This is a genomic window from Rhodoferax sp. BAB1 (genome assembly GCF_013334205.1).
In the GTDB taxonomy this organism is placed as follows: Bacteria; Pseudomonadota; Gammaproteobacteria; order Burkholderiales; family Burkholderiaceae_C; genus Hylemonella.
Genome location: NZ_CP054424.1, coordinates 2,164,475 through 2,188,711, shown reverse-complemented (window position 1 = coordinate 2,188,711; position 24,237 = coordinate 2,164,475). Strand labels below are relative to the sequence as shown.

27 protein-coding genes are annotated in these 24,237 nt (G+C 67.2%); 14 read left to right on the top strand and 13 right to left on the bottom strand.

What is annotated here, in order from left to right:
* Positions 1-27 precede the first annotated feature (27 nt).
* The 4 genes from HTY51_RS10515 to HTY51_RS10500 form a co-directional block, all read right to left on the bottom strand.
* Positions 28-1,230 carry a murein transglycosylase domain-containing protein gene (locus HTY51_RS10515; protein WP_174252696.1) on the bottom strand — a complete coding sequence of 401 codons (1,203 nt, stop codon included), beginning with the start codon at positions 1,228-1,230 and terminating at the stop codon, positions 28-30.
* Positions 1,231-1,303: 73 nt separating this feature from the next.
* A complete protein-coding gene (miaA, locus tag HTY51_RS10510) occupies positions 1,304-2,380 on the bottom strand; it encodes a tRNA (adenosine(37)-N6)-dimethylallyltransferase MiaA (protein ID WP_174252695.1) in 1,077 nt (358 codons plus the stop codon).
* Positions 2,361-3,584: a multidrug effflux MFS transporter gene (locus HTY51_RS10505; RefSeq protein ID WP_174252694.1), complete on the bottom strand. Its 1,224-nt coding sequence runs from the start codon at positions 3,582-3,584 to the stop codon at positions 2,361-2,363. The genes miaA and HTY51_RS10505 overlap by 20 nt, the downstream gene beginning before the upstream one ends.
* A gap of 79 nt (positions 3,585-3,663) precedes the next feature.
* Positions 3,664-4,503, bottom strand: a complete 840-nt coding sequence (locus tag HTY51_RS10500; RefSeq protein ID WP_174252693.1) for an alpha/beta hydrolase — start codon at positions 4,501-4,503, stop codon at positions 3,664-3,666.
* 96 nt (positions 4,504-4,599) lie between these two features.
* Between HTY51_RS10500 and HTY51_RS10495 the strand changes: the two genes are divergently transcribed.
* Both HTY51_RS10495 and HTY51_RS10490 read left to right on the top strand, forming a co-directional pair.
* The gene (locus HTY51_RS10495) at positions 4,600-5,004 is read left to right on the top strand and encodes an HIT family protein (protein WP_174252692.1); all 405 of its coding nucleotides are present in this window, start codon (positions 4,600-4,602) and stop codon (positions 5,002-5,004) included.
* Positions 5,005-5,102: 98 nt separating this feature from the next.
* On the top strand, positions 5,103-5,567 hold the full coding sequence (locus HTY51_RS10490) for a rhodanese-like domain-containing protein (RefSeq protein ID WP_174252691.1): 465 nt from the start codon (positions 5,103-5,105) through the stop codon (positions 5,565-5,567).
* A 73-nt stretch (positions 5,568-5,640) separates the two neighbouring features.
* Here the strand turns inward: HTY51_RS10490 and mutL are convergent, their stop codons facing one another.
* Positions 5,641-7,530 (bottom strand): DNA mismatch repair endonuclease MutL, encoded by a 1,890-nt coding sequence (gene mutL, locus HTY51_RS10485; protein WP_174252690.1) that lies wholly within the window; start codon positions 7,528-7,530, stop codon positions 5,641-5,643.
* 61 nt (positions 7,531-7,591) lie between these two features.
* Here mutL and HTY51_RS10480 point away from each other — a divergent pair, with 61 nt between their 5' ends.
* From HTY51_RS10480 to HTY51_RS10470, 3 genes are all read left to right on the top strand, one after another.
* Positions 7,592-8,497, top strand: a complete 906-nt coding sequence (locus tag HTY51_RS10480) for a DUF808 domain-containing protein (protein ID WP_174252689.1) — start codon at positions 7,592-7,594, stop codon at positions 8,495-8,497.
* A 63-nt stretch (positions 8,498-8,560) separates the two neighbouring features.
* Positions 8,561-9,208: a DedA family protein gene (locus HTY51_RS10475; protein ID WP_174252688.1), complete on the top strand. Its 648-nt coding sequence runs from the start codon at positions 8,561-8,563 to the stop codon at positions 9,206-9,208.
* A gap of 139 nt (positions 9,209-9,347) precedes the next feature.
* Entirely contained in the window at positions 9,348-9,674 is a 327-nt protein-coding gene (locus HTY51_RS10470) for a hypothetical protein (RefSeq protein ID WP_254606856.1), read from the top strand.
* Between the two features lie 147 nt (positions 9,675-9,821).
* On the opposite strand, the gene HTY51_RS10465 is transcribed toward HTY51_RS10470, so the two are convergent.
* From HTY51_RS10465 to tsaE, 3 genes are read right to left on the bottom strand one after another with little or no spacing between them, the layout of a single operon-like run.
* Entirely contained in the window at positions 9,822-10,229 is a 408-nt protein-coding gene (locus tag HTY51_RS10465; protein ID WP_174252687.1) for a SirB2 family protein, read from the bottom strand.
* 16 nt (positions 10,230-10,245) lie between these two features.
* Positions 10,246-11,565 (bottom strand): N-acetylmuramoyl-L-alanine amidase, encoded by a 1,320-nt coding sequence (locus HTY51_RS10460; protein WP_174252686.1) that lies wholly within the window; start codon positions 11,563-11,565, stop codon positions 10,246-10,248.
* Positions 11,562-12,062 carry a tRNA (adenosine(37)-N6)-threonylcarbamoyltransferase complex ATPase subunit type 1 TsaE gene (gene tsaE, locus HTY51_RS10455; RefSeq protein ID WP_254606855.1) on the bottom strand — a complete coding sequence of 167 codons (501 nt, stop codon included), beginning with the start codon at positions 12,060-12,062 and terminating at the stop codon, positions 11,562-11,564. The genes HTY51_RS10460 and tsaE overlap by 4 nt, the downstream gene beginning before the upstream one ends.
* A gap of 12 nt (positions 12,063-12,074) precedes the next feature.
* Here tsaE and queG point away from each other — a divergent pair, with 12 nt between their 5' ends.
* Positions 12,075-13,133, top strand: a complete 1,059-nt coding sequence (gene queG / locus HTY51_RS10450; RefSeq protein ID WP_254607062.1) for a tRNA epoxyqueuosine(34) reductase QueG — start codon at positions 12,075-12,077, stop codon at positions 13,131-13,133.
* Positions 13,134-13,149: 16 nt separating this feature from the next.
* Positions 13,150-13,743: a hypothetical protein gene (locus HTY51_RS10445; RefSeq protein ID WP_174252683.1), complete on the top strand. Its 594-nt coding sequence runs from the start codon at positions 13,150-13,152 to the stop codon at positions 13,741-13,743.
* A 1-nt stretch (position 13,744) separates the two neighbouring features.
* On the opposite strand, the gene HTY51_RS10440 is transcribed toward HTY51_RS10445, so the two are convergent.
* Positions 13,745-14,650, bottom strand: coding sequence for an AEC family transporter (locus tag HTY51_RS10440; RefSeq protein WP_174252682.1), 906 nt, complete (start codon positions 14,648-14,650; stop codon positions 13,745-13,747).
* An 81-nt stretch (positions 14,651-14,731) separates the two neighbouring features.
* Here HTY51_RS10440 and HTY51_RS10435 point away from each other — a divergent pair, with 81 nt between their 5' ends.
* The 4 genes from HTY51_RS10435 to HTY51_RS10420 are packed head-to-tail and all read left to right on the top strand — an operon-like array spanning position 14,732 to position 17,924.
* Positions 14,732-15,310, top strand: a complete 579-nt coding sequence (locus HTY51_RS10435) for a chalcone isomerase family protein (RefSeq protein ID WP_174252681.1) — start codon at positions 14,732-14,734, stop codon at positions 15,308-15,310.
* A 36-nt stretch (positions 15,311-15,346) separates the two neighbouring features.
* On the top strand, positions 15,347-16,309 hold the full coding sequence (locus tag HTY51_RS10430; protein ID WP_174252680.1) for a tripartite tricarboxylate transporter substrate binding protein BugE: 963 nt from the start codon (positions 15,347-15,349) through the stop codon (positions 16,307-16,309).
* A 7-nt stretch (positions 16,310-16,316) separates the two neighbouring features.
* Positions 16,317-17,225 carry a site-specific tyrosine recombinase XerD gene (xerD, locus tag HTY51_RS10425; protein WP_174252679.1) on the top strand — a complete coding sequence of 303 codons (909 nt, stop codon included), beginning with the start codon at positions 16,317-16,319 and terminating at the stop codon, positions 17,223-17,225.
* Positions 17,226-17,234: 9 nt separating this feature from the next.
* The gene (locus HTY51_RS10420) at positions 17,235-17,924 is read left to right on the top strand and encodes a glutathione S-transferase family protein (RefSeq protein WP_174252678.1); all 690 of its coding nucleotides are present in this window, start codon (positions 17,235-17,237) and stop codon (positions 17,922-17,924) included.
* Here the strand turns inward: HTY51_RS10420 and HTY51_RS10415 are convergent.
* On the bottom strand, positions 17,921-19,180 hold the full coding sequence (locus HTY51_RS10415) for an EAL and HDOD domain-containing protein (protein WP_254606854.1): 1,260 nt from the start codon (positions 19,178-19,180) through the stop codon (positions 17,921-17,923). The genes HTY51_RS10420 and HTY51_RS10415 overlap by 4 nt on opposite strands.
* A 50-nt stretch (positions 19,181-19,230) precedes the next feature.
* Between HTY51_RS10415 and HTY51_RS10410 the strand changes: the two genes are divergently transcribed.
* The 3 genes from HTY51_RS10410 (at position 19,231) to HTY51_RS10400 (ending at position 22,190) form a co-directional block, all read left to right on the top strand.
* On the top strand, positions 19,231-20,010 hold the full coding sequence (locus HTY51_RS10410) for a ferritin-like domain-containing protein (RefSeq protein ID WP_174252676.1): 780 nt from the start codon (positions 19,231-19,233) through the stop codon (positions 20,008-20,010).
* 653 nt (positions 20,011-20,663) lie between these two features.
* Positions 20,664-21,188, top strand: a complete 525-nt coding sequence (locus tag HTY51_RS10405; RefSeq protein ID WP_174252675.1) for a gamma carbonic anhydrase family protein — start codon at positions 20,664-20,666, stop codon at positions 21,186-21,188.
* Positions 21,189-21,203: 15 nt separating this feature from the next.
* Entirely contained in the window at positions 21,204-22,190 is a 987-nt protein-coding gene (locus HTY51_RS10400) for an Hsp33 family molecular chaperone HslO (RefSeq protein ID WP_174252674.1), read from the top strand.
* Here the strand turns inward: HTY51_RS10400 and HTY51_RS10395 are convergent.
* The 3 genes from HTY51_RS10395 to eno form a co-directional block, all read right to left on the bottom strand.
* Positions 22,144-22,557 (bottom strand): hypothetical protein, encoded by a 414-nt coding sequence (locus HTY51_RS10395; protein ID WP_174252673.1) that lies wholly within the window; start codon positions 22,555-22,557, stop codon positions 22,144-22,146. The two genes, HTY51_RS10400 and HTY51_RS10395, sit on opposite strands and share 47 nt — an antisense overlap.
* 7 nt (positions 22,558-22,564) lie before the next feature.
* Complete coding sequence (locus HTY51_RS10390; RefSeq protein ID WP_174252672.1) at positions 22,565-22,840, bottom strand: septum formation initiator family protein; 276 nt, start codon at positions 22,838-22,840, stop codon at positions 22,565-22,567.
* 105 nt (positions 22,841-22,945) lie between these two features.
* On the bottom strand, positions 22,946-24,229 hold the full coding sequence (gene eno / locus HTY51_RS10385; protein WP_174252671.1) for a phosphopyruvate hydratase: 1,284 nt from the start codon (positions 24,227-24,229) through the stop codon (positions 22,946-22,948).
* Positions 24,230-24,237 lie beyond the last annotated feature (8 nt).

Genomic DNA, 24,237 nt, shown 5'->3' with positions numbered 1-24,237 from the left:
CACCTCCAGTGCCGGGCACGGCCCGGACTACATCATCGCGTAGCGTTTCTTGGCCTGCACCGCATTGGCGATGTAGCCGCGGGTCTCCGCGTAAGGCAGCTTGCCGCGCAGGGCGTTGTAGACCGCGTCCGGCCGTTGGGCGTTGATGGCGTCCAGCGCCTCGTCCTGGCGCGCCCGCCCGTTCTTGTTGCTGAAGGCGCGGTACACATTGCTGGGGCCGGTGTTGTAGGCGGCGATGGCGCAGTATTCGCGCGAGACCGGGTCGCGGATCTCGCGCAGCGGGCTATCAAAAAGCAGCACGCCCAGGTAGGCGGTGCCGAACTCGATGTTGTTGGCAGGGGTGAAGAGGAATTCCTTGCTGGGGATCACGTCCTCGCCGCGCGACTTGCGGTAGGCCTCGCGCCCGCCGCTGGTGGGTACGAGCTGCATCAGGCCGTAGGCCGGGGCGCTGGAGACCGCGTAGGGGTTGAAGGCGCTCTCGATGCGGATGATGGCGTAGACCAGGCTGCGGCTGACCCGGGTCTTGTCCGAGTTCTGGCGCACCAGGCTGGCGTACTGCAGTGCGCGCTTGTCGATGGCGGCATTGACCATGGCCATCTGCACGTAGAACACCGTCCTGGGCTGGCCCTTGACGTCGATGCTGCGCTGCTGCAGGCGGTTGCTGACCAGGTAGTCCGCGTAACGTTCCACGTCCTCGCGCGTCTTGAGGACAACGTTGTTCTGGTCCACCACCAGGTCCTGCAGATAGGGCTGGCCGTCGAGCGTGATCTCCTTGTCCGAGAACAGGTCGACGGCGCCGGGATCGCCGGGCGTGAGCAGGGCCACGACGGTGGCGCGGCGCAGCTTGTCGCGCACGGCGTCGTCTTCCAGGTGCTCGATCAGGATGGTGCCGGCGTCGTAATCGACCACGACCCGGTTCCTGTAGTTCTCCGTGTATTTCACATAACGCGTGCGGCTGGGCAGGGTGCCCGCTTCGCGCTGGCCCCACTGCTCGCCGCTTTCCTTCTGCAGATTGCCCATGAGCCGGTTGTATTCGGTCTTGATGCGGCGCAGGTCGGCCACGGCAAGCTGCGGGTTGTAGACATAGGAGTTGACCCGGCTTTGTGCCATGTTGCGCAGGGCCGATTCCGGGTTTCTGGACGTGGCGAGGGTCACCATCTGCTGCGTGCTGCAGGCCGACAAGGTCAGGGCGCCGGCGGTGCCCAATAGCAAGCGTCTGTTCATGTCCATGTGCTGCGTTCCTCCGGAGGTCTGCGCGATATTGGCCCGGTTGCGTGGGGCCATGGTAACGAATTACCGGGGTCTAGGCGGCCCTTGTGGCGGCCCAGTCACGCGCGATTTGCAACACTTGTTGCAGAGCGTCGGGCGCGTCGCAGGCCACCACACGGCGCTGCGGCATGGAACGCAGCCAGGTGATCTGGCGCTTGGCCAGCTGGCGCGTGGCGGCGATGCCGCGCTCGCGCAACTCGCTCAGGGGGAAGCTGCCGTCCAGTCCGCGCACTTCGTGCGCCTCCAGATAGTCCCAGGCCTGGCGATAACCCACGCAGCGCATGGAGGGCAGCTCGGCGTGCAGGTCGCCGCGCGCGCGCAGGCGCTGCACTTCGTCCAGCAGGCCGGCGGCCAGCATGGCGTCGAAACGCTGCGCGATGCGCGCGTGCAGCCAGGCGCGGTCGGCCGGCTCCAGCGAGATCAGCGTGATGGCTTGTGCCATGGCCGAGGGTTGGGTGGCATCCCCGCGTGTGTGGAAAGACGACAGGGCCTGGCCCGAGACGCGGTACACCTCCAGCGCGCGCTGGATGCGCTGCGAGTCGCCAGGCGCCAGGCGCGCGGCCGTGAGCGGGTCCACCCGCATCAGTTCGGCATGCAGGGCCGGCCAGCCTTTGTCTTGGGCTTCGGCCTCGATCTGTTCGCGCACCTGCGCATCGGCCCTGGGCATGTCGTCGATACCGTCGAACAGGGCCTTGAAGTAGAGCATGGTGCCGCCCACCAGCAGGGGGTGCCGGCCGCGCGCGTGGATGGCGTGGATGAGCTGCGTGGCATCCGCCACGAACTCGGCCGCGCTGTAGGCCTGCAGCGGGTCGCGGATGTCGATCAGGTGGTGTGGCACCGTGGCCAGTTCGGCTGCGCTGGGTTTGGCCGTGCCCACGTCCATGCCGCGGTAGACCAGGGCCGAATCGACGCTGATGATCTCCACCGGCAGTTCGGCCGCGATGGCCAGCGCGGCCGCAGTCTTGCCACTGGCGGTGGGGCCAGCCAGGGCAAGAATGGCCCCCACGCTTGGCACTTCGTGTGCTGCGCTGCCCCCCGAGGGGGCCGTCGCGCCTTGGGGCGACCCGGCGGCGCTCAGCGCGGCTTTCGGGTCAGTGCTCGGACTTGCCATGCTTTTGCACCAGGGTCCAGGCGGTGAGCGCGATCATCACGCTCCAGAACCACACGCCGTACATCAGCGGGCGCGCCGTGCCGTCCATGATCTCGCCCAGCACGCTGCCGACGATGAAGGACCCGAGGGCCATGAGGAAACCGTTGAGCGCCGAAGCCGCGCCGGCCGCGTAGGGGAAGGGGCCCACGGCGCCGCTCTGGCTGCAGGGCTGGTGCACGCCGTGCGCGAGCATGAAGAGGTAGAAGGGCCCCATGATGGTCCAGCCGTTGTGCAGGCCGGCCAGCGCAAAGAGACCCATGAGCGTACCGCCGGCCAGCGTGAAGCCCGCGGCCAGCGCCACCGTACGCCGTACGCCGAAGCGCGGCAGCAGGCGGCGGCAGGCCAGGGTGCCGAGGATGTAGGTGAGGGACACGGAGCTCATGATGAAACCATAAGCCGGCCGCGAGACACCGAGAACGTCGATGAAGACGAAGGACGAGGAGGCCAGCACCGTGAACAGGCCGCCATAGGAGGCGGCCGACAGCGCCGACCAGGCCCAGAAGGTCGGGTGGCGCACGATGCCGCCCCAGGTCTGCAGCAGGTTGGCGGGCTGCAGCGCCTGCGGGTTCTTCTGCGGGATGGTCTCCTCGAAGCGCCATAGCACCAGCGCCAGCGTGGCCGCGCCGAACACGGCCAGCGCCAGCAGGGCGAAGCGCCAGCCGATCCAGCCCGACAGCAGGCCGCCCAGCGGCCCGCTGAGGCAGGCGATCACGCCCAGGCCGGTCAGGCCCTTGGACATCATGCGCGCTCCTTCCACGGGTTTGTACAGGTCGCGCACGATGGCGCGCGCGCACATCACGCCCGCGCCCATGGCCGCACCCTGCAGCACACGCGCGGCGATCAGCAGCTCCATGGTGGGCGCCAGCGTGCTGACCACCGAGGCCAGCACATAGGCCAGCAGGCCCCAGAGCAGGACGGGCCGGCGCCCGTAACGGTCCGAGATCGGGCCCCAGACCAGCTGCGAAAGGCCGAAGGCCAGCAGCAGGGCGGTGAGCGTGAGCTGCGCCTGCGGCAGCGTCGCGCCGAACCCTTCGGTCAGCGCAGGCAGGGCAGGGAGGTACAGGTCGGTGGTGATCGGTTGCAGGCCCAGCAGCAGGGACAGGAAAAGCACGATCAGGGCGGGGGACATGGCGGTTGCGGGAGCCGCAGGAGACGGGAGGGACATCGCCCCCGAGACTACCAGATCAGGGCATACCCTGAGTTCGCGTGACGGCCTTGCAGCAGGCCGTCGGCGTTGCCGTCGGTCAGCGCAAACCGAACAGCTCGTTCAGCGCCACCCGGTACTGCGCCTGTCCCACCGAGTTGGTGTTGTGGTGCGAGCCGCCCTCGACCAGCACAAAGGCCTTGCGGCCCGTGGCGGCGTCAAAGAGCTTGCGGCCCAGTTCGGGCGGGATGAGCTTGTCGTTGGCGCCGTGCACCACCAGCAGGGGGGAGCCGACGTCGGGCACGCGCTTGACGGCCTCGAAGCGCTGGGTGATCAGCGGGCCCACGGGCAGCCAGCCCCACTTGAAGCTGCTGACCACATCGGGAATCGAGGTGAAGGTGCCTTCGACCAGGGTGCCGACCTCGTCTTCGACCTGCGCGGCCAGTTCGATGGCGATGGCGCCACCCAGGGAGTGGCCGAAGATGTAGCGCGGCCGGCCGGGGTATTGCCGGCCCAGCCAGTCCCAGGCGGCGCGGGCATCCTCGTAGGCCATGGTCTCCGAGGGCAGTTCCTGCGAGCTCTTGCCGAAACCCCGGTAGTCCACTGCCAGCACCGAGAAGCCCAGCTCCTGCATGCGCCGCGCGCGGAAGGCCGAGCCCACCACGTTGAAGCGCGCGCCGTGCAGGTAGAGCAGCACCGGGGCATGGGGCTTGGGGTGCGCCAGCCACAGACCGTGCAGCTTGACGGGCTGGCCGGTTTCCTGCGAGTTGAAGGCTATCCAGACATCGCTCATGCCCTGGGCGGCTTCGTCGCCGCGCCACCAGCTGCGGTCCGAAGGCTGGAAGATCCAGCCGCGCTGTTTTTCGTCGAGGGTGGCGCAGCCCGTGACCAGGGCAAAGGCGGTGAGCAGGGCGAGCAGCAGGAGGAACCAGCGTTTCATGGGGTTCTATGATGCGCCGGGTGGCCGGAAAGTTCAGGGCAGCCCGCACAAGACCCCTGAATCCTGCCGCCCATCCCGCCATTGCCGAGACCCGCCATGACCGACAGCGTCTTCACCCGCATCATCCGCCGCGAGATCCCGGCCGTTTTCGTCTACGAGGACACACAGGTCATCGCCTTCATGGACGCCGGCCAGGTCAACCCCGGCCATGTGCTGGTGGCGACAAAACGCCAGGTCGAGACCGTGATGGAGCTGGAGGAGGCCGAGGCCGCGCATCTGTTTGCTATCGCCACGCGTGTGGCCAAGGCGGTGCAGGCGGCCTTCGAGCCCGAGGGCATGACCCTGCTGCAGACCAACAAACCGGCGGGCTGGCAGACCGTGCCCCATGTGCACATCCATGTGCTGCCGCGCTACGCGGGTGACGGGGCCGACCTGGTCTGGCCGCGCAAGGAGCCGGGGCTGGAGAAGCTGCGGGAGTACGCCGCCCGCATCCGGCTCTGAGTGCCCGCAGGCTGGCCCGGCGGGCATCACCCGTTCGGGCTATGGCGGCCGGCACGGGGGCGGGCTAGGATGCAAGGCCTCTGCCCTGCGCCGCTGCCATGAAACACTACGCCGACCTGCTTGCCGAATGCCTCACCGAGGTTCGTGAAATCATGCCCTGGGACCTGGCGGAGCAGCTTCGCCAGCCCACGCCACCGCTGCTGCTCGACATCCGCGAACCGGCGGAATTTGATGCCGCGCACATTGCCGGCGCCATCCACGTGCCGCGCGGCATCCTGGAATCGGCCTGCGACTGGGACTACGACGACACCGTGCCCGAACTGGCCGGCGGGCGCGAACGCGAGATCGTGGTGATCTGTCGCTCGGGCAACCGCAGCGTGCTGGCCGCCCACACGATGCAGCGCATGGGGTTCAGCAAGGTGGTTTCGCTCAAGACCGGCGTGCGCGGCTGGAACGACTACGAGCAGCCGCTGGTGGACCGCAGCGGCCAGGCGGTGGACATCGATGCGGCCGATGCACTGCTGGCCAGCCGCGTGCGACTGGAGCAGCGGCGGCCGGCCTGAGCCTGAACCCGGCTGTCGACTGCGGATGGATTCAGGGGCAAGGCCAGTTCACTTCCGGGCCACGGACCGGACTTCAACGCCCGCGCAAAAACAGCGCGTCCAGATCCTTCAGCGTGACCTGCCGCCAGGTCGGGCGGCCGTGGTTGCACTGGTCGGAGCGTTCGGTCTGCTCCATGTCGCGCAACAGCGCGTTCATCTCTTCCAGCGTGAGTTTGCGGTTGGCGCGCACGGCGCCGTGGCAGGCCATGGTGCCCAGCAGTTCGTTGCGGGCGCGCTGGATCACGGTGCTGGCTTCGTGCTGGCCCAGCTCGGCCAGCACGCTGCGCGCCAGTTCCACGGCATCACCCTGGGCCAGAGTGGACGGCACGGCGCGCACGGCCAGGGTCTTGGGCGAGAAGGAGCTGATCTCCAGGCCCAGGGTCGACAGCGTGGCAGCGTGGGCCTCGGCCGTGGCCACTTCCTGCGGTGTGGCAGGGAAGGTGGCGGGAATCAGCAGGGGCTGGCTGGAAATGGCCTGCAGGTCGAGCTGGTTCTTGAGCCGTTCGTAGACGATGCGTTCGTGCGCGGCGTGCATGTCCACCACGACCAGGCCCTGGGCATTCTCGGCCAGGATGTAGACGCCCTGCAACTGCGCCAGGGCGCGGCCCAGGGGCCAGGCCGCGGGCGTCGCTTCGGCGGGCTGAGGCCTGGCCTCGGCCAGGGCCGCCGAGCCGGGCTCGCGCACGGCCCAGGCCGTTGGTGCGGGCGTTGCCGTGGATGCGGGCTGCCACAGTGCGGCCAGGTCGTGCACTTCATGGCCGCGATCCGAGGTGCTGGCCGCTCCGAAATTGATAGCGGGCTGCGCCCAGGGGGAGGACGCGACGGGGCGTGCGATGTCGGCCAGGTGGGCCGGCACCGCAGAACCGCCGTGCACGGCGGCCTGCGCGCGCGGCGCGGCCAGGGCGTTTTCCACGGCGTGGCGCACGGCCTGGTGCACCTCGCGGCTGTCGCGGAAGCGCACCTCGATCTTGGTGGGGTGCACGTTGACGTCCACGCGCGCCGGATCGATCTCGATGTACAGCGCGTAGACCGGCTGCTTGTGGCCGTGCAGCACGTCCTCATAAGCGCTGCGCGCGGCGTGCGTGAGCACCTTGTCGCGCACGTAACGGCCGTTGACGTAGCAGAACTGGTGGTCGGCGCGCGCGCGGGCGGCGTCCGGAATGCCGGCGCGGCCCCGGACGCGGATGCCGTGGTACGCACCCGGTGCGGCGGCCGTCTGGAAATCCACGGCCACCGACTCGGTGATGAAATCCTCGCCCAGCACGTCGGCCAGGCGCTGGTTCTGCGCGTCGGCGCCGCTGCACACGCGCCACTGCTCCACCAGCTTGCCCTCGTGCCAGATGGCAAAACCCACGTCAGGCCGGGCCAGGGCATGGCGGCGCACGGATTCGATGCAGTGCGCCAGTTCGGTGGCATCGGTCTTGAGGAACTTGCGGCGTGCCGGTGTGCTGAAGAACAGCTCCTTCACTTCCACCGTGGTGCCGGCGCTGCGCGCCACGGGCCGGATCTCGCCGGTGCGGCCGTCCAGCAGGAAGGCGCTGGACTGCTCGGCCACGCGCGAGAGGATGGCGCAATCGGCGATGGAGTTGATGGCGGCCAGGGCCTCGCCGCGAAACCCCATGGTGCCAACGGACTCCAGGTCGTGCAGGCTGGCGATCTTGCTGGTGGCGTGGCGTTTCAGGGCGATGGGCAGCTCGTCGCGCGGGATGCCGATGCCGTTGTCTTCCACCGCGATCAGGCGCACGCCGCCGGCCAGCAGGCGCAGGGTGATCTGGGTGGCGCCGGCGTCCAGCGCGTTGTCCACCAGTTCGCGCACCACCGAGGCGGGGCGCTCCACGACCTCGCCGGCGGCGATCTGGCTGATCAGCTCATCCGGCAGTTCACGGATGGGGCGGCGCGGGGCGGGGGAGAGGACGGCGTTCACCAGGGCATTTTAGGCTGCCACTGCCGGCGTCTTGTACGATGCCGGCCAGGAGTACACACCCATGGCCGGAACCACCCTGTTAACACTGATCGACGACATCGCCACCATCCTCGATGATGTGGCCACCATGACCAAGGTCGCCGCGCGCAAGACCGCCGGCGTGCTGGGCGACGACCTGGCGCTCAATGCCCAGCAGGTCACCGGGGTGCAGGCCGACCGCGAACTGCCCGTGGTCTGGGCCGTGGCTCGGGGCTCGATGATCAACAAGGCCATCCTGGTGCCTGCGGCCCTGCTGATCAGCTGGCTGGCGCCCTGGCTGATCACGCCGCTGCTGATGCTGGGCGGGGCTTTCCTCTGTTTCGAGGGTTTCGAGAAACTCGCGCACAAGTGGCTGCACAGCCCCGAAGAGGACGAAGCCGAACACCAGAAGACGCTGCAGGCCCTGGCCGATCCGGCGGTGGACCTGGTGGCCTTCGAACGCGAGAAGATCAAGGGCGCGGTGCGCACCGACTTCATCCTCTCGGCCGAGATCGTGGTCATCACCCTGGGCACGGTGGCGGCGGCCTCGCTGATGCAGCGCGTGGGTGTGCTGGTGGGCATCTCCCTGCTGATGACGGTGGGGGTGTATGGCCTGGTGGCGGGCATCGTCAAGCTCGACGACCTGGGCCTGCGCCTGCAGCGTTCGGCTTCGGGTTTTGCGCAGGCCGTGGGCACGGGCCTGCTGCGGGCCGCGCCCTGGCTCATGAAGACGCTGTCGGTCGTGGGCACGGCCGCCATGTTCATGGTGGGCGGCGGCATCCTGCTGCACGGCTGGCCGGCCCTGGCCCATGCGGTCGAGGCCTGGGCCGCGGGCTGGGGCAGCCTGCTGGCGGCTGTGATCAACACCTTGGCCGGCGCCGCGGTGGGTGTGGTGGCCGGTGCGCTGGTGCTGGCCGTGGTGATGGGGGTGCAGCGCCTGCGCCGCTGATTTCCACGCAGCGTGCGGGGATCAGGGCAAGCAGCCGGAGGCGGGCAGGGATAATCACGCCCCATGGAACTCATCACATTTCTGCTCGACTTCATCCTCCACGTGGACAAGCACCTGGAGGCCTTCGTGCAGGCCTACGGTGCCTGGGTCTATGCGCTGCTCTTCCTCATCGTCTTCGTCGAGACCGGCGTCGTGGTCATGCCCTTCCTGCCGGGGGACTCGCTGCTCTTCGTGGTGGGGGCCCTGGCCGGCGCCGGCCTGCTGAGCTACCCGGTGGCGGTGGTCGTGCTGCTGGCGGCGGCCATCCTGGGGGACCAGTGCAACTATTCCATCGGGCGTTACTTCGGCCCCAAGGTCTTCCAGTGGGAGGATTCGCGCTTTTTCAACAAGCGCGCCTTCCAGCGCGCGCACGACTTCTACGAAACCTACGGCGGCATCACCATCATCGTCGCGCGGTTCATGCCCTTCCTGCGCACCTTCGTGCCCTTCGTCGGCGGCGTGGCCGAGATGAGCCGCGTGAAGTTCACGCTCTACAACATCGTGGGTGCCTTCATCTGGGTGCTGGGCATCTGCACCGCGGGTTATTTCCTGGGCAGCCTGCCCTGGGTCAAGGCCAACCTGGACAAGATCATCTGGGCCATGATCCTGATCCCCGGCCTGGTCGTGATCTATGGCAGCTGGAAAGCGCATCGCCAGGCCAGCCGCACCTGAAAGTCCGTGCTGCGGAGGTGGATGAATGACCAGCTTGCCGGTTGTGGCCGGCTGTGTGCATCATTGCGGCATGGAGTCAGGGAGTTGGTTCAGGCCGGCCGCCACGATGCCGGTTCCCGGTCAGCAGGAAGGTGCAGACATGCCACGCAAGAAAGCCGATGCCAGCAGCCACGAGACGCCCAGCATGAAGGCGGTGCCCGAGACCGTGGAAGTGCTGGTGGGGCAGGTGCTCAGGCGCCCCGGGGGCTATTACTGGAGCCTGACCGACGGCGGGCGCGAATTCGGGCCCTACGACAGTTTCGAGGAGGCGCAGGCCGATATGGAGGCCGCCGCGGATCTCGAAGCCCCCGAGCCGGGTGAAAGCCTGCAGGAGGCCGAGAGCGAGCTGGGCATTGCCGACTGGATCGATCCCGACACCGGTGAGCCGGCCGAGGGGATGTCACCCCCGCACCTGGACAACGACTGAATGTGCGAATAAATCTACTGCGCGGGCCGATGGTGGCGTTGCGCAGTGCTCATTTCCTCGCCTATCGGTTCGATATGTCTCGGTCATTGCGCGCTGGGCGCCTTGCCCTCGGCCCGCTCGCTACGATTTCTTCACACATTCAGGACCTCAGTCGTCCCAACTGGCGAACAGCCCCCAGGGCGAGTGGGTCAGTGCCACCGACACCATGAAACCGTAGCAGGCCAGCGCACCGATGTAACACAGCGCCTTGGCTTCCCGCCGTCGTGCGTACTTGAGTGCGAGCATGCCCAGCACGATGTACAGCGGTAGCACGGCCAGCTTGACCTGCAGCCAGGGCGTGAGCAGGGGGTTGAGGCGCAGCTCCCACAGCAGGCGCAGGGCCGCGGCCAGCAGGCCGGTGTCGATGATGGCGCTGACCCGTCCCAGCACGGGGTGCAGGGGCCAGCGCTGGCGGGTCAGCACGGCCGCGCCGCGCAGCGCGAACAGGGCACCGCTGGTGAAGGCCAGGCCCATGTGCAGATGGCGCAGGGCCGGGTAGTGGACGATCCAATCCATCAGAGAGAGGCTGCGTTCAGACGCTGCGGTTGCGCGCCAGCGGCGGGTTCTTGGCGAAATAACCCTCGATGCCGCGCATCAGCGCCTGGGCCAGCTGCTCCTGGTAGGCCTCGCTGTTGAGCTTGGCCTCCTCCTCAGGGTTGCTGATGAAGGCGGCTTCCACCAGCACGCTGGGTATGTCCGGGGCTTTCAGCACGGCAAAACCGGCCTGCTCCACGCGCGGCTTGTGCAGCTTGCCCACCCGGCCGATCTCGCTGAGCAGGGTGCCGCCGAGCTGCAGGCTGTCCTTGATCTGCGCGCTGGTGCTCATGTCCAGCAGGGCGCGCTGCACCTGCGCATCCTTGGCCTTGACGTTGATGCCGCCGATCTGGTCGGCCTTGTTTTCCTTGGCAGCCATCCAGCGTGCCGCGCTGCTCGACGCCCCGCCGTGGCTCAGCGCGAACACGCTGGCCCCCTGGGGGCGCGGTGTGTAGAAGGCGTCGGCGTGGATGCTGACGAAGAGGTCGGCCTGCACCTGGCGCGCCTTCTGCACACGCACGTGCAGGGGCACGAAGAAGTCACCGTCGCGCGTGAGGTAGGCGCGCAGGGTGTGGCCGTTGACGCTGCTGGCGTTGATGCGGTCGCGCAGGCGGCGCGCGATGCGCAGCACCACGTCCTTCTCGCGCGTGCCGTTGCGGCCGATGGCACCGGGGTCCTCGCCGCCGTGGCCGGGGTCCAGCGCGATGATGATGAGGCGGTCGGTCCCGTTGCCGCGCGCTGGCAGCGCGGGCACGGGGGGCAGGCCTGGTGCGGGCGCCTTGTCGGCATGGCGCGCGATCAGGTCGCCCAGCGGGTCGGTGTCGCTGCGCGGTGCCGAGGCGGCGGGGGCCGGTCCTTTCTGCCCCAGGCGCTCGGCAATCAGCGCGGCCAGCGGGTCGGGCGGCTGGGTGGGGTAGAGGTCGAAGACCAGACGGTGCTGGTAGGGCTCGATGGGTTTGAGCGTGAAGACCTGGGGCTTGATGGCCTGCTTGAGGTCGATCACCAGGCGCACCACGCCGGGCGCGTACTGGCCCACGCGGATGCCGGCGATGTTGGGGTCCTCGGGCAGCACCTTGGCCACCAGCTCGCGCAGCGCGGGGTTGAGCTCGATGCCCTCGATGTCCACCGCGAGGCGTGGCGGCTGGCCGATGAAACTCTGCCTGGCCTTGAGTTCGGTGTCCGATTCGAGCGTGACGCGCGAGTAGTCCTCGGCCGGCCAGACGCGCACGGCCACGATGGCCGCACCGCTGGCCAGCTGGGCGCGGCCCAGCAGCAGCACCAGGGTGCCGGCCTGGATCAGTTCGCGCCGCTGGATCATTTCTGTACCTCGCGCAGGCCCTGCAGCAGGGCCGCACCCGCAGGCGTACCGGCCGTCAGTGTGGCCAGGCGTGATTCGTCGGCCTGCACCTGCAGTGTGATGGCCAGATCGGCCACGGGCAGCAGGCCGCTCGCCTTCTCGGGCCACTCGGCCAGCTTGAGGCCGGGGCTGGCGAACAGGTCGCGTAAGCCCGCGTCTTCCCATTCGCGCGGGTCGCTGAAGCGGTAGAAGTCGAAATGCCAGATGTTGAGGCCCGGCACTTCGTGCGGCTCGACCACGGCGTAGGTGGGGCTCTTGATGCGGCCGCTCACGCCCAGGGCCCGCAGCAGGTGGCGCACCAGGGTGGTCTTGCCGGCGCCCAGGTTGCCGTGCAGCTCGATAAAGGCGTTGCGGAGGGACGGCTGTGCCGCCAGCACGGCGGCCAGGGCCTGCGTGGCGGATTCGTCAGGCAGGATGCGGGTTTCTACAATGGCTTCGTGACGTTCAGCAGCAGTCAATTCATTTCCCAAATACGGGCCTGGGCCCGTGAACTTGGATTTTCCCAAATCGGCGTGAGTGGTGTCGATTTGTCGGACGCCGAGCCGGGTTTGCGCGACTGGTTGTCGCGTGGTTTCCACGGTGAGATGGCCTATATGGCCGCGCATGGCCTCAAACGCGCCCGCCCGGCCGAACTGGTGCCGGGCACGGTGAGCGTGATCACCGCGCGTCTGGACTACCTGGGCGCGAGTATGCCCGAGGGTTGGCAGGCCATCGAGTTCGAGCGCCTGCAGCGCCCCGCGGAGGGCATCGTCTCGCTCTACGCCCGCGGCCGCGATTACCACAAGGTCCTGCGCGCGCGCCTGCAGCGGCTGGCCGAGCGCATGGCCGCTGAAGTCGGGCCCTTTGGCCATCGCGTCTTCACCGACTCGGCCCCGGTGCTGGAGGCCGAACTCGCCACGCGCAGCGGCCAGGGCTGGCGCGGAAAACACACCCTGGTGCTCAACCGCGAGGCCGGCTCCATGTTCTTCCTGGGCGAGATCTATGTGGACCTGGCCCTGCCGGCCAGCGAACCCGTCAGCAACCATTGCGGCAGCTGCGAGGCCTGCATCACGGTCTGCCCCACGCAGGCCATCCTGGGCCCGGGGAAACTCGATGCGCGCCGCTGCATCTCCTACCTGACGATCGAGCATGCGGGGCCGATTCCCGTGGAACTGCGCCCGCTGATGGGCAACCGCATCTACGGCTGCGACGATTGCCAGCTGATCTGCCCCTGGAACAAGTACGCACAGCGCAGCTCCCTGCCGGATTTCGCGCCACGCCCCGGCATGAGCGGGGGCACGCTGCTGGACCTGCTGGCCTGGAGCGAGGGGGAATTCTTGCAGCGCACCGAAGGCAGCCCGATCCGGCGCATCGGCCACGAGCGCTGGCAGCGCAACATCGTGGTGGCCCTGGGAAATGCCTTGCGCGTGGCGCATGACCCTGCGATAGTCGCAGCACTGCAGGGGCAGCTGGCGCAGGGCAGTGCCCTGGTGCGCGAGCATGCTGCCTGGGCCCTGGCCCAGCAGCCGGGACCACAGTCCCCTGCGTGAATGACGGAGTCGGAACATGACCATTCAATACACCTACGTCTCGCCCCACTTGCCGGAAAACAAGATGCGCCTGTACCCGACGAAGGTGATCAACATCATTGGCGGGCCAGGCTGCGAAAAGTCGCTGTTCACTGCCGCCATCATCCTGTACCTGCACCTGCACCACAAGACGGTGGAGCTGATTCCGGACTACGCCAAATCGCTGGTGTGGCAAAAAGACTACGAGAGCCTGCGCAACCAGTACAGGATCGCCCAGCAGCAGTTCCACATGCTGGAGCTGCTCGACGGCCAGGTGCAGTACCTGGTGGGCGAATGCTCGCTGCCGCAGATCCTCTACTACAACGAGTTCTACCCCGACAACATCTGCGACACGGGCAAGACGCGCAAGCAGATCCTCGAGTGGTACAAGCAGCACAACAACGTCAACATCATGGTCGAGCGCGGCGAGCGCAAGTACATCCACACCGGGCGTTTCCAGGACGAGGAACAGGCCAAGGAGGTGGACCGCGGCATGCGCGCCCTGCTGCGCCGCGAAGGCATCGCCTACACCCCGCTCAAGCCCGAGCTCGAGGCCATCCACGCCTTCATGGCCGAACAGCTCAAGCAGTGAGTTAGCGCAGCACCCCCAGCGCAAACGACAGGCTGGCCACCCCCAGCAGGGTGGACAGTGTGACCAGGCCGGCCACATAGGCGCCGTCGTAGCCCATGCGCGCGGCCAGCACGTAGCAGCTGGAGGCCGTGGGCAGGGCCGAGAAGGCCAGCAGGATGGTGGTCTGCACCGGCGTCAGGCCGAAGGCCAGGGACAGGCCCAGCGCGATCAGCGGCAGCAGCAGGTGCTTGATGGCCAGCACGGCCACGGCCAGCACCTTGCCCTTGCCCAGGCTGGAAAAACGCAGGCCGGCCCCGGCCGCCATCAGGCCCAGGGCCAGCGAGGCGGCGCCGATGCGGCTGAGCGTGGGGTCGGCCCAGGCCGGGATGCGAAAGCCCAGCACGTTGGCGATCAGCCCCGACACGGTGGCGATGATCAGCGGGTTGCGCAGCAGCTCGCGCCCCACGCTGCGCTGCGCGTGGCGCGCCATGGGCCAGACCGCGCCCACGTTGAACAGCGGCACGCAGAAACCGATCAGCACGGCCAGCAGCAGCAGGCCTTGGGGGCCGGCCAGGCGCTCGGCCAGGGCCAGGCCGATGAAGGAGTTGAAGCGGAAGGCCACCTGGGTGCTGGCCGCGTGCAGACGGGTGTCGATGTGGCGGCCGATCCAGGGCAGGTGGGGCAGGGCATAGGCCAGGGCGATGCCGATGATGCCCATGCTCAGGCCCGCGCCGATCAGGCTGGAGGCGGCGCCCAGGTCCAGCGGGCTGCGCAGGATGCTGTGGAACAGCAGCACCGGGAACAGGAAGTAGTAGACCAGGATCTCGACCTGGTCCCAGACCGGCCGGTTCAGCGCCGTGTAGCGGCAGACCAGATAGCCGCACAGGATCAGGGAGAAATCGGGGAAAAGCAGCTGGGCGTAGTTCACCGGCCGAGAATACCAGCGAACCGCCCATCGGTCCGGGGCGCGGCCTGTCAGCCGGCCGCCCTGCCGGGGCGTTGAATACCCATGAAAAAGCTCCTTGTCTCCACCCTGCTGGCCCTGTCCTGCGTCCTGGCCGGTGCCCCTGCCCACGCGGCCATGCTGGAAGGCCTGCGTTTCGACGACACGGTCCGCCTGGGCAGCCGCGAACTGCAGCTCAATGGTCTGGGCGTGCGTGCGGTCTACATCTTCAAGGCCTTTGTGGCCGCGCTTTATGTGCCGCAGAAGACGGCCGCCCCGCAAGCCATCCTGGACCAGGACGCCCCCCGGCGCCTGCAGCTGCGCATGCTGATGGAGGTCGACTCCGGCGAGATCAAGAAGGCCCTGGTCCGGGGCATGCGCAAGAACGTGAACGACGCCGAATGGGCGGCCATGCAGGACCGCGTGGACCAGTTTGCGCGCACGATCGACAGCATCGGCGTGGCACGTGAGGGCGACACCATCAACCTCGACTACCTGCCTGGGCAGGGCCTGCAACTGGCCGTCAACGAGGTGTCGCGCGGCCCGGCCATCGGCGGGGCCGATTTCTACCAGGCGCTGCTGGAGATCTTCGTCGGCCCCAACCCCGTGGATACCCGACTTAAAAAGGCACTGCTGGGGCAATAGAATCGGGCATCTCTCACTGATACAGGAGTTGTCCCCATGCAGCGTCGTGCCCTCTTTGTCCTCAGCCTGCTGGCTGCCGCCGGTACCGCTTTTGCCCAAGGCTATCCCAACAAACCCGTCAAGCTGCAGGTGCCCTTTGCACCCGGTGGCACGACCGACATCATCGCGCGCGTGATCTCCGAGCCGCTGGGCAAGGCCCTGGGCCAGCCCGTGGTGATCGAGAACAAGGCCGGTGGTGGCGGTGTCGTGGGGGCGCTCGAAACGGTGCGCGCTGCGCCGGATGGTTATTTCCTCGGCATGGCCACCGTGTCCACCACGGCGGCCAACCCGGCCATCAATACCAAGATTCCCTACAACGTGCTGACGGACTTCACGCCCATCATCAACATTGCCGCCACGCCCAACATCATCGCGGTGCATCCGAGCTTCCCGGCCAAGGACTACAAGGGCTTCATCGCCGAACTCAAGAAGTCGCCGGGCAAGTATTCCTATGCCTCCTCGGGCACGGGCGGCATCGGCCACCTGCAGACCGAACTGTTCAAGAGCCAGACCGGTGTCTTCATGACGCACATCCCCTACCGGGGTGCCGGCCCGGCCCTGAACGACACGGTCGCCGGCCAGGTGCCGATCATCTTCGACAACCTGCCCTCGGCCCTGCCCTTCATCCTCGCCGGCCGCCTGGTGCCCATCGTGATCGCCGCCCCCCAGCGCCTGGCCCAGCTGCCCAATGTGCCGACCTTCAAGGAAGTGGGCCTGGAGCCGGTGAACCGCATGGCCTACTACGGCATCCTCGCCCCCAAGGGCCTGCCCAAGGACGTCGTGGACAAGATCAACGCCGCCACCCGCCAGGTGCTGCAGGATCCGGCCGTGCGCAAGCGCATCGAGGACACCGGCTCCCTGATCGTGGGTAACACGCCCGCACAGTTCGCCGAGCAGATGAAGGCCGAGTACATGGTCTACAAGAAGGTGGTCGACAGCGCCGGGCTCAAGCTCGACTGAGTTCCCCGTGGCACAGGGCCTGGATGACGCGTCCATCGACGCTTTCGTCGATGCCCTGTGGCTGGAGGAAGGCCTGTCACGCAACACGCTGGCGGCCTACCGCCGCGACCTCACGCTCTACGCCCGCTGGCTCACCGCCCGCGGGCGTACGCTTTTGGAGAGTACCGAACCCGATATCAATGGTTATTTCTCGGCCCGGCACGGTGAAACGAAAACCACCACGGCCAGCCGGCGCCTGACGGTCTTCAAGCGCTACTTTCGCTGGGCCTTGCGCGAGCGCCATATTTCGGCCGATCCGACGCTGAAGCTGCAGGCGCCCAAGCAGATGGCGCGTGCCATCAAGACGCTGAGCGAGGCCCAGGTCGAGGCCCTGCTGGCCGCACCGGGCGAGGACACGCCGCTGGCCGTGCGCGACCGCACCATGCTGGAGCTGATGTACGCCAGCGGCCTGCGGGTGAGCGAACTGGTGGGCCTGAAGACCTTCAACGTCAGCCTGTCCGAGCACGTGCTGCGGGTCTTCGGCAAGGGCAACAAGGAGCGCCTGGTGCCTTTCGGCGAGGTGGCCGCAGGCTGGCTGCAGCGTTACCTGCAGGAGGCGCGCCCGGCCCTGCTGGCGGGCAAGCAGACCGATGACCTCTTCGTCACCCTGCGCGGCACACGCGCCGGCGAGGCCATGTCGCGCGTGATGTTCTGGATGATCGTGAAAAAGCATGCGCTGGCCGCCGGCATCACGGCGCCGCTCTCGCCGCACACCCTGCGCCATGCCTTTGCCACCCATCTGCTGAACCACGGCGCCGACCTGCGCGCCGTGCAGATGCTGCTGGGGCATGCCGACATCTCGACCACCACCATCTACACCCACGTGGCGCGCGAGCGCCTCAAGTCGCTGCACGCGCAGCACCACCCGCGCGGATAAGATCGGGCCATGATCACTGTTCATCACCTCGAAACCTCGCGCTCGCAGCGTGTCCTCTGGCTGCTCGAAGAGCTGGGCCTGCCCTATGAACTCAAGGTCTATGCGCGCGACCCGCGTTCGCGGCTGGCGCCGCCCGAACTCAAGAAGATCCACCCGCTGGGCAAGTCGCCCGTTATCACCGACGGCGACGAGACCATCGCCGAATCCGGCGCCATCATCGAGTACCTGGCCGAACGCTACGGCGCCCAGGCCGGCGGCGAACTCGCACAGCTGGTCCCGAAGCCGGGCACGCCGGCGCACCGCCAGTGCCGCTTCTGGATGCACTACGCGGAAGGCTCGCTGATGAACTGGCTGGTGATGAAGCTGGTCTTCATCAGCATCCCGCGCCAGCCCATGCCTTTTTTCGTGAAACCCATCGCGCGCCAGCTCTGCGCCAAGGTCATCGAACGGCTGATCGAACCCAATGTGTTGGGGGCGCTGGCCTTCATGGAAGACCATCTGTCGCGCAACCCCTGGTTTGCCGGCGAGGCGCTGAGCATCGCGGATTTCCAGATGAGCTTTGCCGTGGAGGCCGCGCTGACGCGCGGCACGGACACCACGCCCTATCCGCATGTGCGGGCTTTCCGCGACCGCATGAACGCACGCCCGGCCTACCAGCGCGCGCTACAGCGCGGCGGCCCGGTGATCGCGAAGCTCTAGGCCGAGGCCGGGTCCAGGTTCTCGGCCCAGCTCAGGGCCTGCAGGTGGGCCCAGTTGACCTGGTGGTTGGAGAGGTGCAACTGGGTGGCCGCGCGGGCAAAGGCCGCTTCGTCGGCCGACTCGCAGGCCAGGGTCAGCTCCAGGAAGGGCGCGAACATGCCTTTGCGCTGCAACAGCGCGTCCGTCACATGGGACGACAGCGAGATCGATTCCAGCGCCTGCGCCATGGGCAGGCCCAGCATGGTGTCGAGCAGCGAGAACACGCCGACCACGAAGGCGTCGTCAGCCTCCTCGGGTGGCAGCAGTTCGGCGGCCAGCAGCTCCATGAGCCGGCCGCGCACCACCGCCATCTGGCCCACGGCCGGTGCGGTACCGCCCACGCGCGAGGTGGTCATCAGCAGCGCGGCCCAGCGGAACAGCTTCTGCATGCCCAGGATCATCACCGCGTGGCGGAAGGAGGTGATCTCGCAGCTCAGGCCGAAACCGGCCGAATTGATGAAACGCAGCAGGTTGAAGGAGAGCGTGGGGTCGCGCTTGAGCAGCGCCTCGATCTCGCCCACCTCGGCCTGGCGGCGCACCAGGTTGATGAGCTGGATGATGTTCGCCTGCGCCGGCCGCAGGGTCTGGCCCTTGACCAGCACCGGTGTGGCGAACCAGTAACCCTGGAACAGCTTGATGCCGTGCTGGGCTGCGAGTTCGTGCTGCGCGGCCGTCTCCACCTTTTCGGCAATCAGCTTGGCCGTGCTGTGCTTCTGTGCGAACTTCACCAGCGGTTCGATCAGCTCTGGCTTGAGCTGCGACATGTCCAGCTTGATGTAGCTGGCCAGCGGCAGCCAGCTCGCATAAGGGCGGGTGAGCATGGTCTGGCTGAAGGCCAGGCGGAAGCCCTTGCGTTTCACCTCCATCAGCATGGGCAGGCGTGCCTCGATTTCGGCCGGGCTGTTCCCGTCCAGCGGCGGGATCTCCAGCACCACACGCTCGGGATGGATCAGCTCCAGGTGCCGCCCGGCCAGGCTCTCGTGCGTGCAGTTGATGAACATGGTCTTGCGACCCATGAGCGCCTGGTGCTCGGCGTGCGAGAGCACGTTGAACAGCAGTTCGGCGTCGCTGGCGGCGGTGTGCGCTTCGGCGCCCAGCGAGCGGTCGTAGAGCTCGTAGCCGATGACGTTGCGCGCCTCGTCCAGGATGGCCTGGCGGGCAATGGCGGTCTGGTCGCCGGTGGCCGGCGGGGCGGAGGCTTCGGAGGGCGTGGTCATAGAGGTGCTGCGAGGGTTCCTCGGCATTCTAGGGGGATAATTTCGCCACAATGGAACTGCGCGCACGCTGCCTCGAACTGCTGGCCCTGGCCGACCCCGTGGCCAAGGCCGCCGGTGTCACCGCGCTGGACCGCACCGGCCCCATAGCCTGCGCACGCGTGTTCGCCGAACCGCCCGGCGTGCCCGGTCGCAGCGCGCGCCCGCCCTTGCTGCCCCACACCCAGATCAAGACCGGCTCGCTCGCCACCCCGCGCGGCCACGCCGCCCTGGTGCACTCCATCGTCCACATCGAACGCAACGCCATCGACCTGGCGCTGGACATCTGCTGGCGCTTCGCCGGCCTGCCCGAGGCCTTCTACCGCGACTGGCTGCAGGTGGCCTTCGAGGAGGCGTACCACTTCACCCTGTTGCGCAACCATCTGCTGACCCTGGGCTTTGATTACGGCGACTTCCCGGCCCACGACGGTCTGTGGTCGATGGCGGAGCGGACCAAGGGTGACCTGCTGGCACGGGTGGCGCTGGTGCCGCGTACGCTGGAGGCACGGGGGCTGGATGCCTCACCGGCGGTGAAGACCAAGCTGGTGTCGATTGGCGATCATCGTGCCGGGGAGATCCTGGACATCATCTTGCGGGATGAGATTGGGCATGTTTCCACTGGGAACCGGTGGTATGCGTGGGCTTGTGGGGAGCGGGGGCTGGAGCCTGTGGTGACTTATGCGGAGCTGGTGGTGAAGTACGAGGCGCCTAAGTTGAAGAGGCCGTTTAATCTGGATGCGCGGCGGGCTGCTGGGTTCAGCGATGCCGAGTTGTCGGCCCTGCAGGCGGACTGAACTTCCGTTAAGTTGATCGCCTTGCTGGCGTGGCATTGCCGGGATGTGCCCCCGGCAGGGCAGTAACTTTCTTTTGCTTCGCCAAAAGAAAGTCACCAAAGAAAAGGCGAGCCGGGTGCGTCGTCCCTGCGCTGTGCGCAGGGCACGCTGCGTTGCTCGGCCAGTGCGGGAAGTGCAGAAACTCGCTACGCTCAGACATCTGCACTTCTTATTCCGCCCTGGCCTGCGCTACTCGCCTCCTCTCACGGCAATGGGGAACCGGAGACCAAAACCAAAACCAGAAACAACAAGGACGCGCCATGGCGCGTCCTTGTGGAGTTCGGCTGTTGGCTATCGGTATTGGCTGTTCGGAGCCCTATGCCGTGTGGCAGGGCTGAGCAGCGCAGCAGCGGGCGGATCAGGGCGGGCGTTGTCTGAGCGCAGCGAGTTTAGCCCGACCCCGCCCGATGCGAGCAGCGCAAGGTACCCCGCAGGGGCCCTGACTTCGGCTCGCCTTTCTTTTGGGTACTTTGCTTTGGCGAAGCAAAGAAAAGTACCTCGCCCGCCGGGGCGAGACCCGGCTTGCCACGATCACAAGCCCGCAACCAACGAAGGAAAACCAAGCCTCCTTACAATCCCCCTTAGCCCCAGAAAACCAAAGACGGAACAAGAAAATGGCCATCTACGAACTCGACGGTAAAGCACCAGTGTTAGGCAAAAACGCCTATGTCGCCGACAGCGCCCAAGTCATCGGCAAGGTGACCCTGGAAGATAACGTCAGCGTCTGGTTTGGTACCGTCATCCGCGGTGACAGCGAACACATCCACATCGGCCGCAACTCCAACATCCAGGATGCCAGCGTGCTGCATGCCGACGAAGGCGTGCCGCTGGTCCTGGGCGAGAACGTGTCGGTGGGTCACCAGGTCATGCTGCACGGCTGCACCGTGGGCGACGGCTCGCTGATCGGCATCGGGGCCGTGGTGCTGAACCACGCCAAGATCGGCAAGAACTGCCTGGTGGGGGCGGGCTCGCTGGTGACCGAGGGCAAGGAGTTCCCGGATGGCTCCATGATCCTGGGCAGCCCGGCCAAGGCCGTGAAGCAGCTGTCGCCCGAGCAGATCGCAGGCCTGCAGCGTATTGCCCAACACTACATCGCCAACGCCGAGCGCTTCCGCAAGGGCTTGAAGAAAATCGGCTGAGCCCCAAATCCTTGCATGTCCGAACTCCATAAATTTCTTTTCGAAGGCCTGCCGGTACGCGGCATGGTCGTGCGCCTGACCGACGCCTGGACCGAGATCCTCAAGCGCCGCGCGCAGAGCAGCACCGGGGCCTATGCGCCGCCGGTGCAGGCCCTGCTGGGCGAGATGGTGGCGGCCGGGGCGCTGATGCAGTCCAACATCAAGTTCAACGGCGCGCTGATCCTGCAGGTCTATGGCGACGGGCCGGTCAAGCTGGCCGTGGCCGAGGTGCAGTCCGACCTCAGCCTGCGCGCCACCGCTACGGTGCAGGGCCCGGTGCCCGATGATGCCGGTCTGCGAGCCATGCTCAATGTGAATGGACTGGGCCGCTTTGCCGTCACGCTCGACCCCCAGGATCGCCAGCCCGGCCAGCAGCCCTACCAGGGTGTGGTGCCGCTCTCCGGTGCCGACGGCCAGTCCGTGCACAACCTGGCCGAGGCCCTGCAGCTTTACATGCGCCAGAGCGAGCAGCTCGAAACGGTGCTGGTGCTGGCGGCTGACGACAAGGTGGCTGCGGGCCTGCTGATCCAGCGCCTGCCCATCGAGGGCATGGGCAACCTGGCCGGCCAGCAGCCGGCCGAGGCCGAGTTGTACGAGGCCGAGATGCTGGAGCACTACAACCGCATCGCTACCCTGGCGTCCAGCCTCAAGCGCGAGGAGTTGCTGACGCTGGATGTGGAGACCATCCTGCGCCGCCTGTTCTGGGAGGAGAAGCTGCAGCGTTTCATGCCGCATGCCGGCGAAACCGCGCCGCGTTTTGCCTGCACCTGCAGCCGCGAGCGCGTGGGTCGCATGATCCAGGGGCTGGGCGAGATCGAGGCCCGCGAGATCCTGGCCGAGCGCGGCGTGATCATGGTGGACTGCGAGTTCTGCGGTGCCAACTACCGCTTCGACACCATCGACACCACGCAGCTGTTCACGACGGCGGGCGACCAGCCGCCTTCGAGTTCAGTAGTCCAGTAAACAACCTCAGTTCACATTCTGGATCGGCGCAGCGTTCGCAAGGGCCGGTCCAGCGCGGCGGTGGGCCGTCCTGCGGGGCGATCAGGCGCAGCGCGGCACGCAGGCGCTGCGGGCCGAGTCCGTACACCACGCCATAAGCCACACCGTCTGCGGCCAGTTGCGCACGCAGGTGGGCATCCGCGGCCTGCTGTGCGGCCGTGCTGCCCGGCAGGTCCAGGCCCATGAGCAGGACATGGGCGTAGCTGCCGGGTGTCAGTGTTTCAGGGGAGGGTGCGTCGCTGACCTGCAGCTCGGGCAGGTGCCGGGCCAGATCCTGGGCCAGGCGGGTCTTGCCGGTCGCGGGGGCGCCGACGACGGCGATCTTCATCACGGCCTTATTTGGCGATCTGGACGTAGATCTCGTTGGGCTTGACCATGCCCAGCTCCAGCCTGGCCTTTTCTTCCACCATCTCCAGACCCTCGCGCAGGTCCTGCACGTCGGCCACCAGCCGGTCGTTGACCAGCTGGGCCTGTGCATTCTTCTGCTTCTGGGCTTCGAGCTCGAGCACCATGCGGTTCACATTGGGCACGCTGCCCCGGCCAAACCACAGCTGCGCGTGCAGGACCACGAGCAGGGTGATCAGGATGGCCGGGACGAAACGAGTTCCCAATGCTTACCTTTCTGAGGCCCGTTTTGCCGCCGGGCCGTCCCAAGGCAAAATGCGGCCCCCTCGGGGGGCAGAGAGCAACATGCAATGGGCGACCGTGGGGGCCATTTACTTCAGGTTGTAGAAGGCGCTGCGGCCGGGGTAGACGGCGATCTCGCCTAGGTCTTCCTCGATGCGCAGCAGCTGGTTGTACTTGGCCATGCGGTCCGAGCGGCTCAGCGAGCCGGTCTTGATCTGGCCGGCGTTGGTGCCCACCGCGATGTCGGCAATGGTGCTGTCTTCGGTCTCGCCCGAGCGGTGGCTGATGACGGCGGTGTAACCGGCGCGCTTGGCCATCTCGATGGCAGCGAAGGTCTCGCTCAGGGTGCCGATCTGGTTGATCTTGATCAGGATCGAGTTGGCGATGCCCTTGTCGATGCCTTCCTTCAGGATCTTGGTGTTGGTGACGAAGAGGTCGTCGCCCACGATCTGCACCTTCTTGCCCAGGCGCTCGGTCAGGATCTTCCAGCCGTCCCAGTCGCCTTCGGCCATGCCGTCCTCGATGCTGATGATGGGGTACTTGTCGCACCAGGTGGCCAGCATGTCCGTCCACTCGGTGGCGGACAGCACCAGGCCTTCGCCTTCCAGGTGGTACTTGCCGTCCTTGTAGAACTCGCTGGCGGCGCAGTCCAGGCCCAGGGCGATCTGCTCGCCCGCGGTGTAGCCGGCCTTGTCGATGGCCTCCAGGATGAGCAGAATGGCCGCTTCATGGTTGGCCACGCTGGGGGCAAAACCGCCCTCGTCGCCGACCGAGGTGGGCATGCCCTTGTCGTGCAGGATCTTCTTGAGCGCGTGGAAGACCTCGGCGCCGTAACGCAGGGCTTCGCGGAAATTGGGCGCGCCGATCGGCAGCAGCATGAACTCCTGCAGGTCCAGGTTGTTGTTGGCGTGGGCGCCGCCATTGATGACGTTCATCATGGGCACGGGCATCTGCACCGCGTTCATGCCGCCGAAGTAGCGGTACAGGGGCAGGCCGGCCTCTTCGGCAGCGGCGCGGGCCACGGCCATGGAGACGGCCAGCATGGCGTTGGCGCCCAGGCGGCTCTTGTTCTCGGTGCCGTCCAGGTCGATCAGGGTCTTGTCCAGGAATGCCTGCTCGGAGGCGTCCAGGCCCAGCACGGCTTCGCTGATTTCGGTGTTGATGTGCTCGACGGCCTTGAGCACGCCCTTGCCCAGGTAACGGTTCTTGTCGCCATCACGCAGTTCGATGGCTTCGCGCGAACCGGTGGAGGCGCCCGAGGGCACGGCGGCGCGGCCCATGGTGCCGGACTCCAGCAGGACGTCGCATTCGACGGTGGGGTTGCCTCGGCTGTCCAGGACCTCGCGGCCGACGATATCAACAATAGCGCTCATGCTTACCT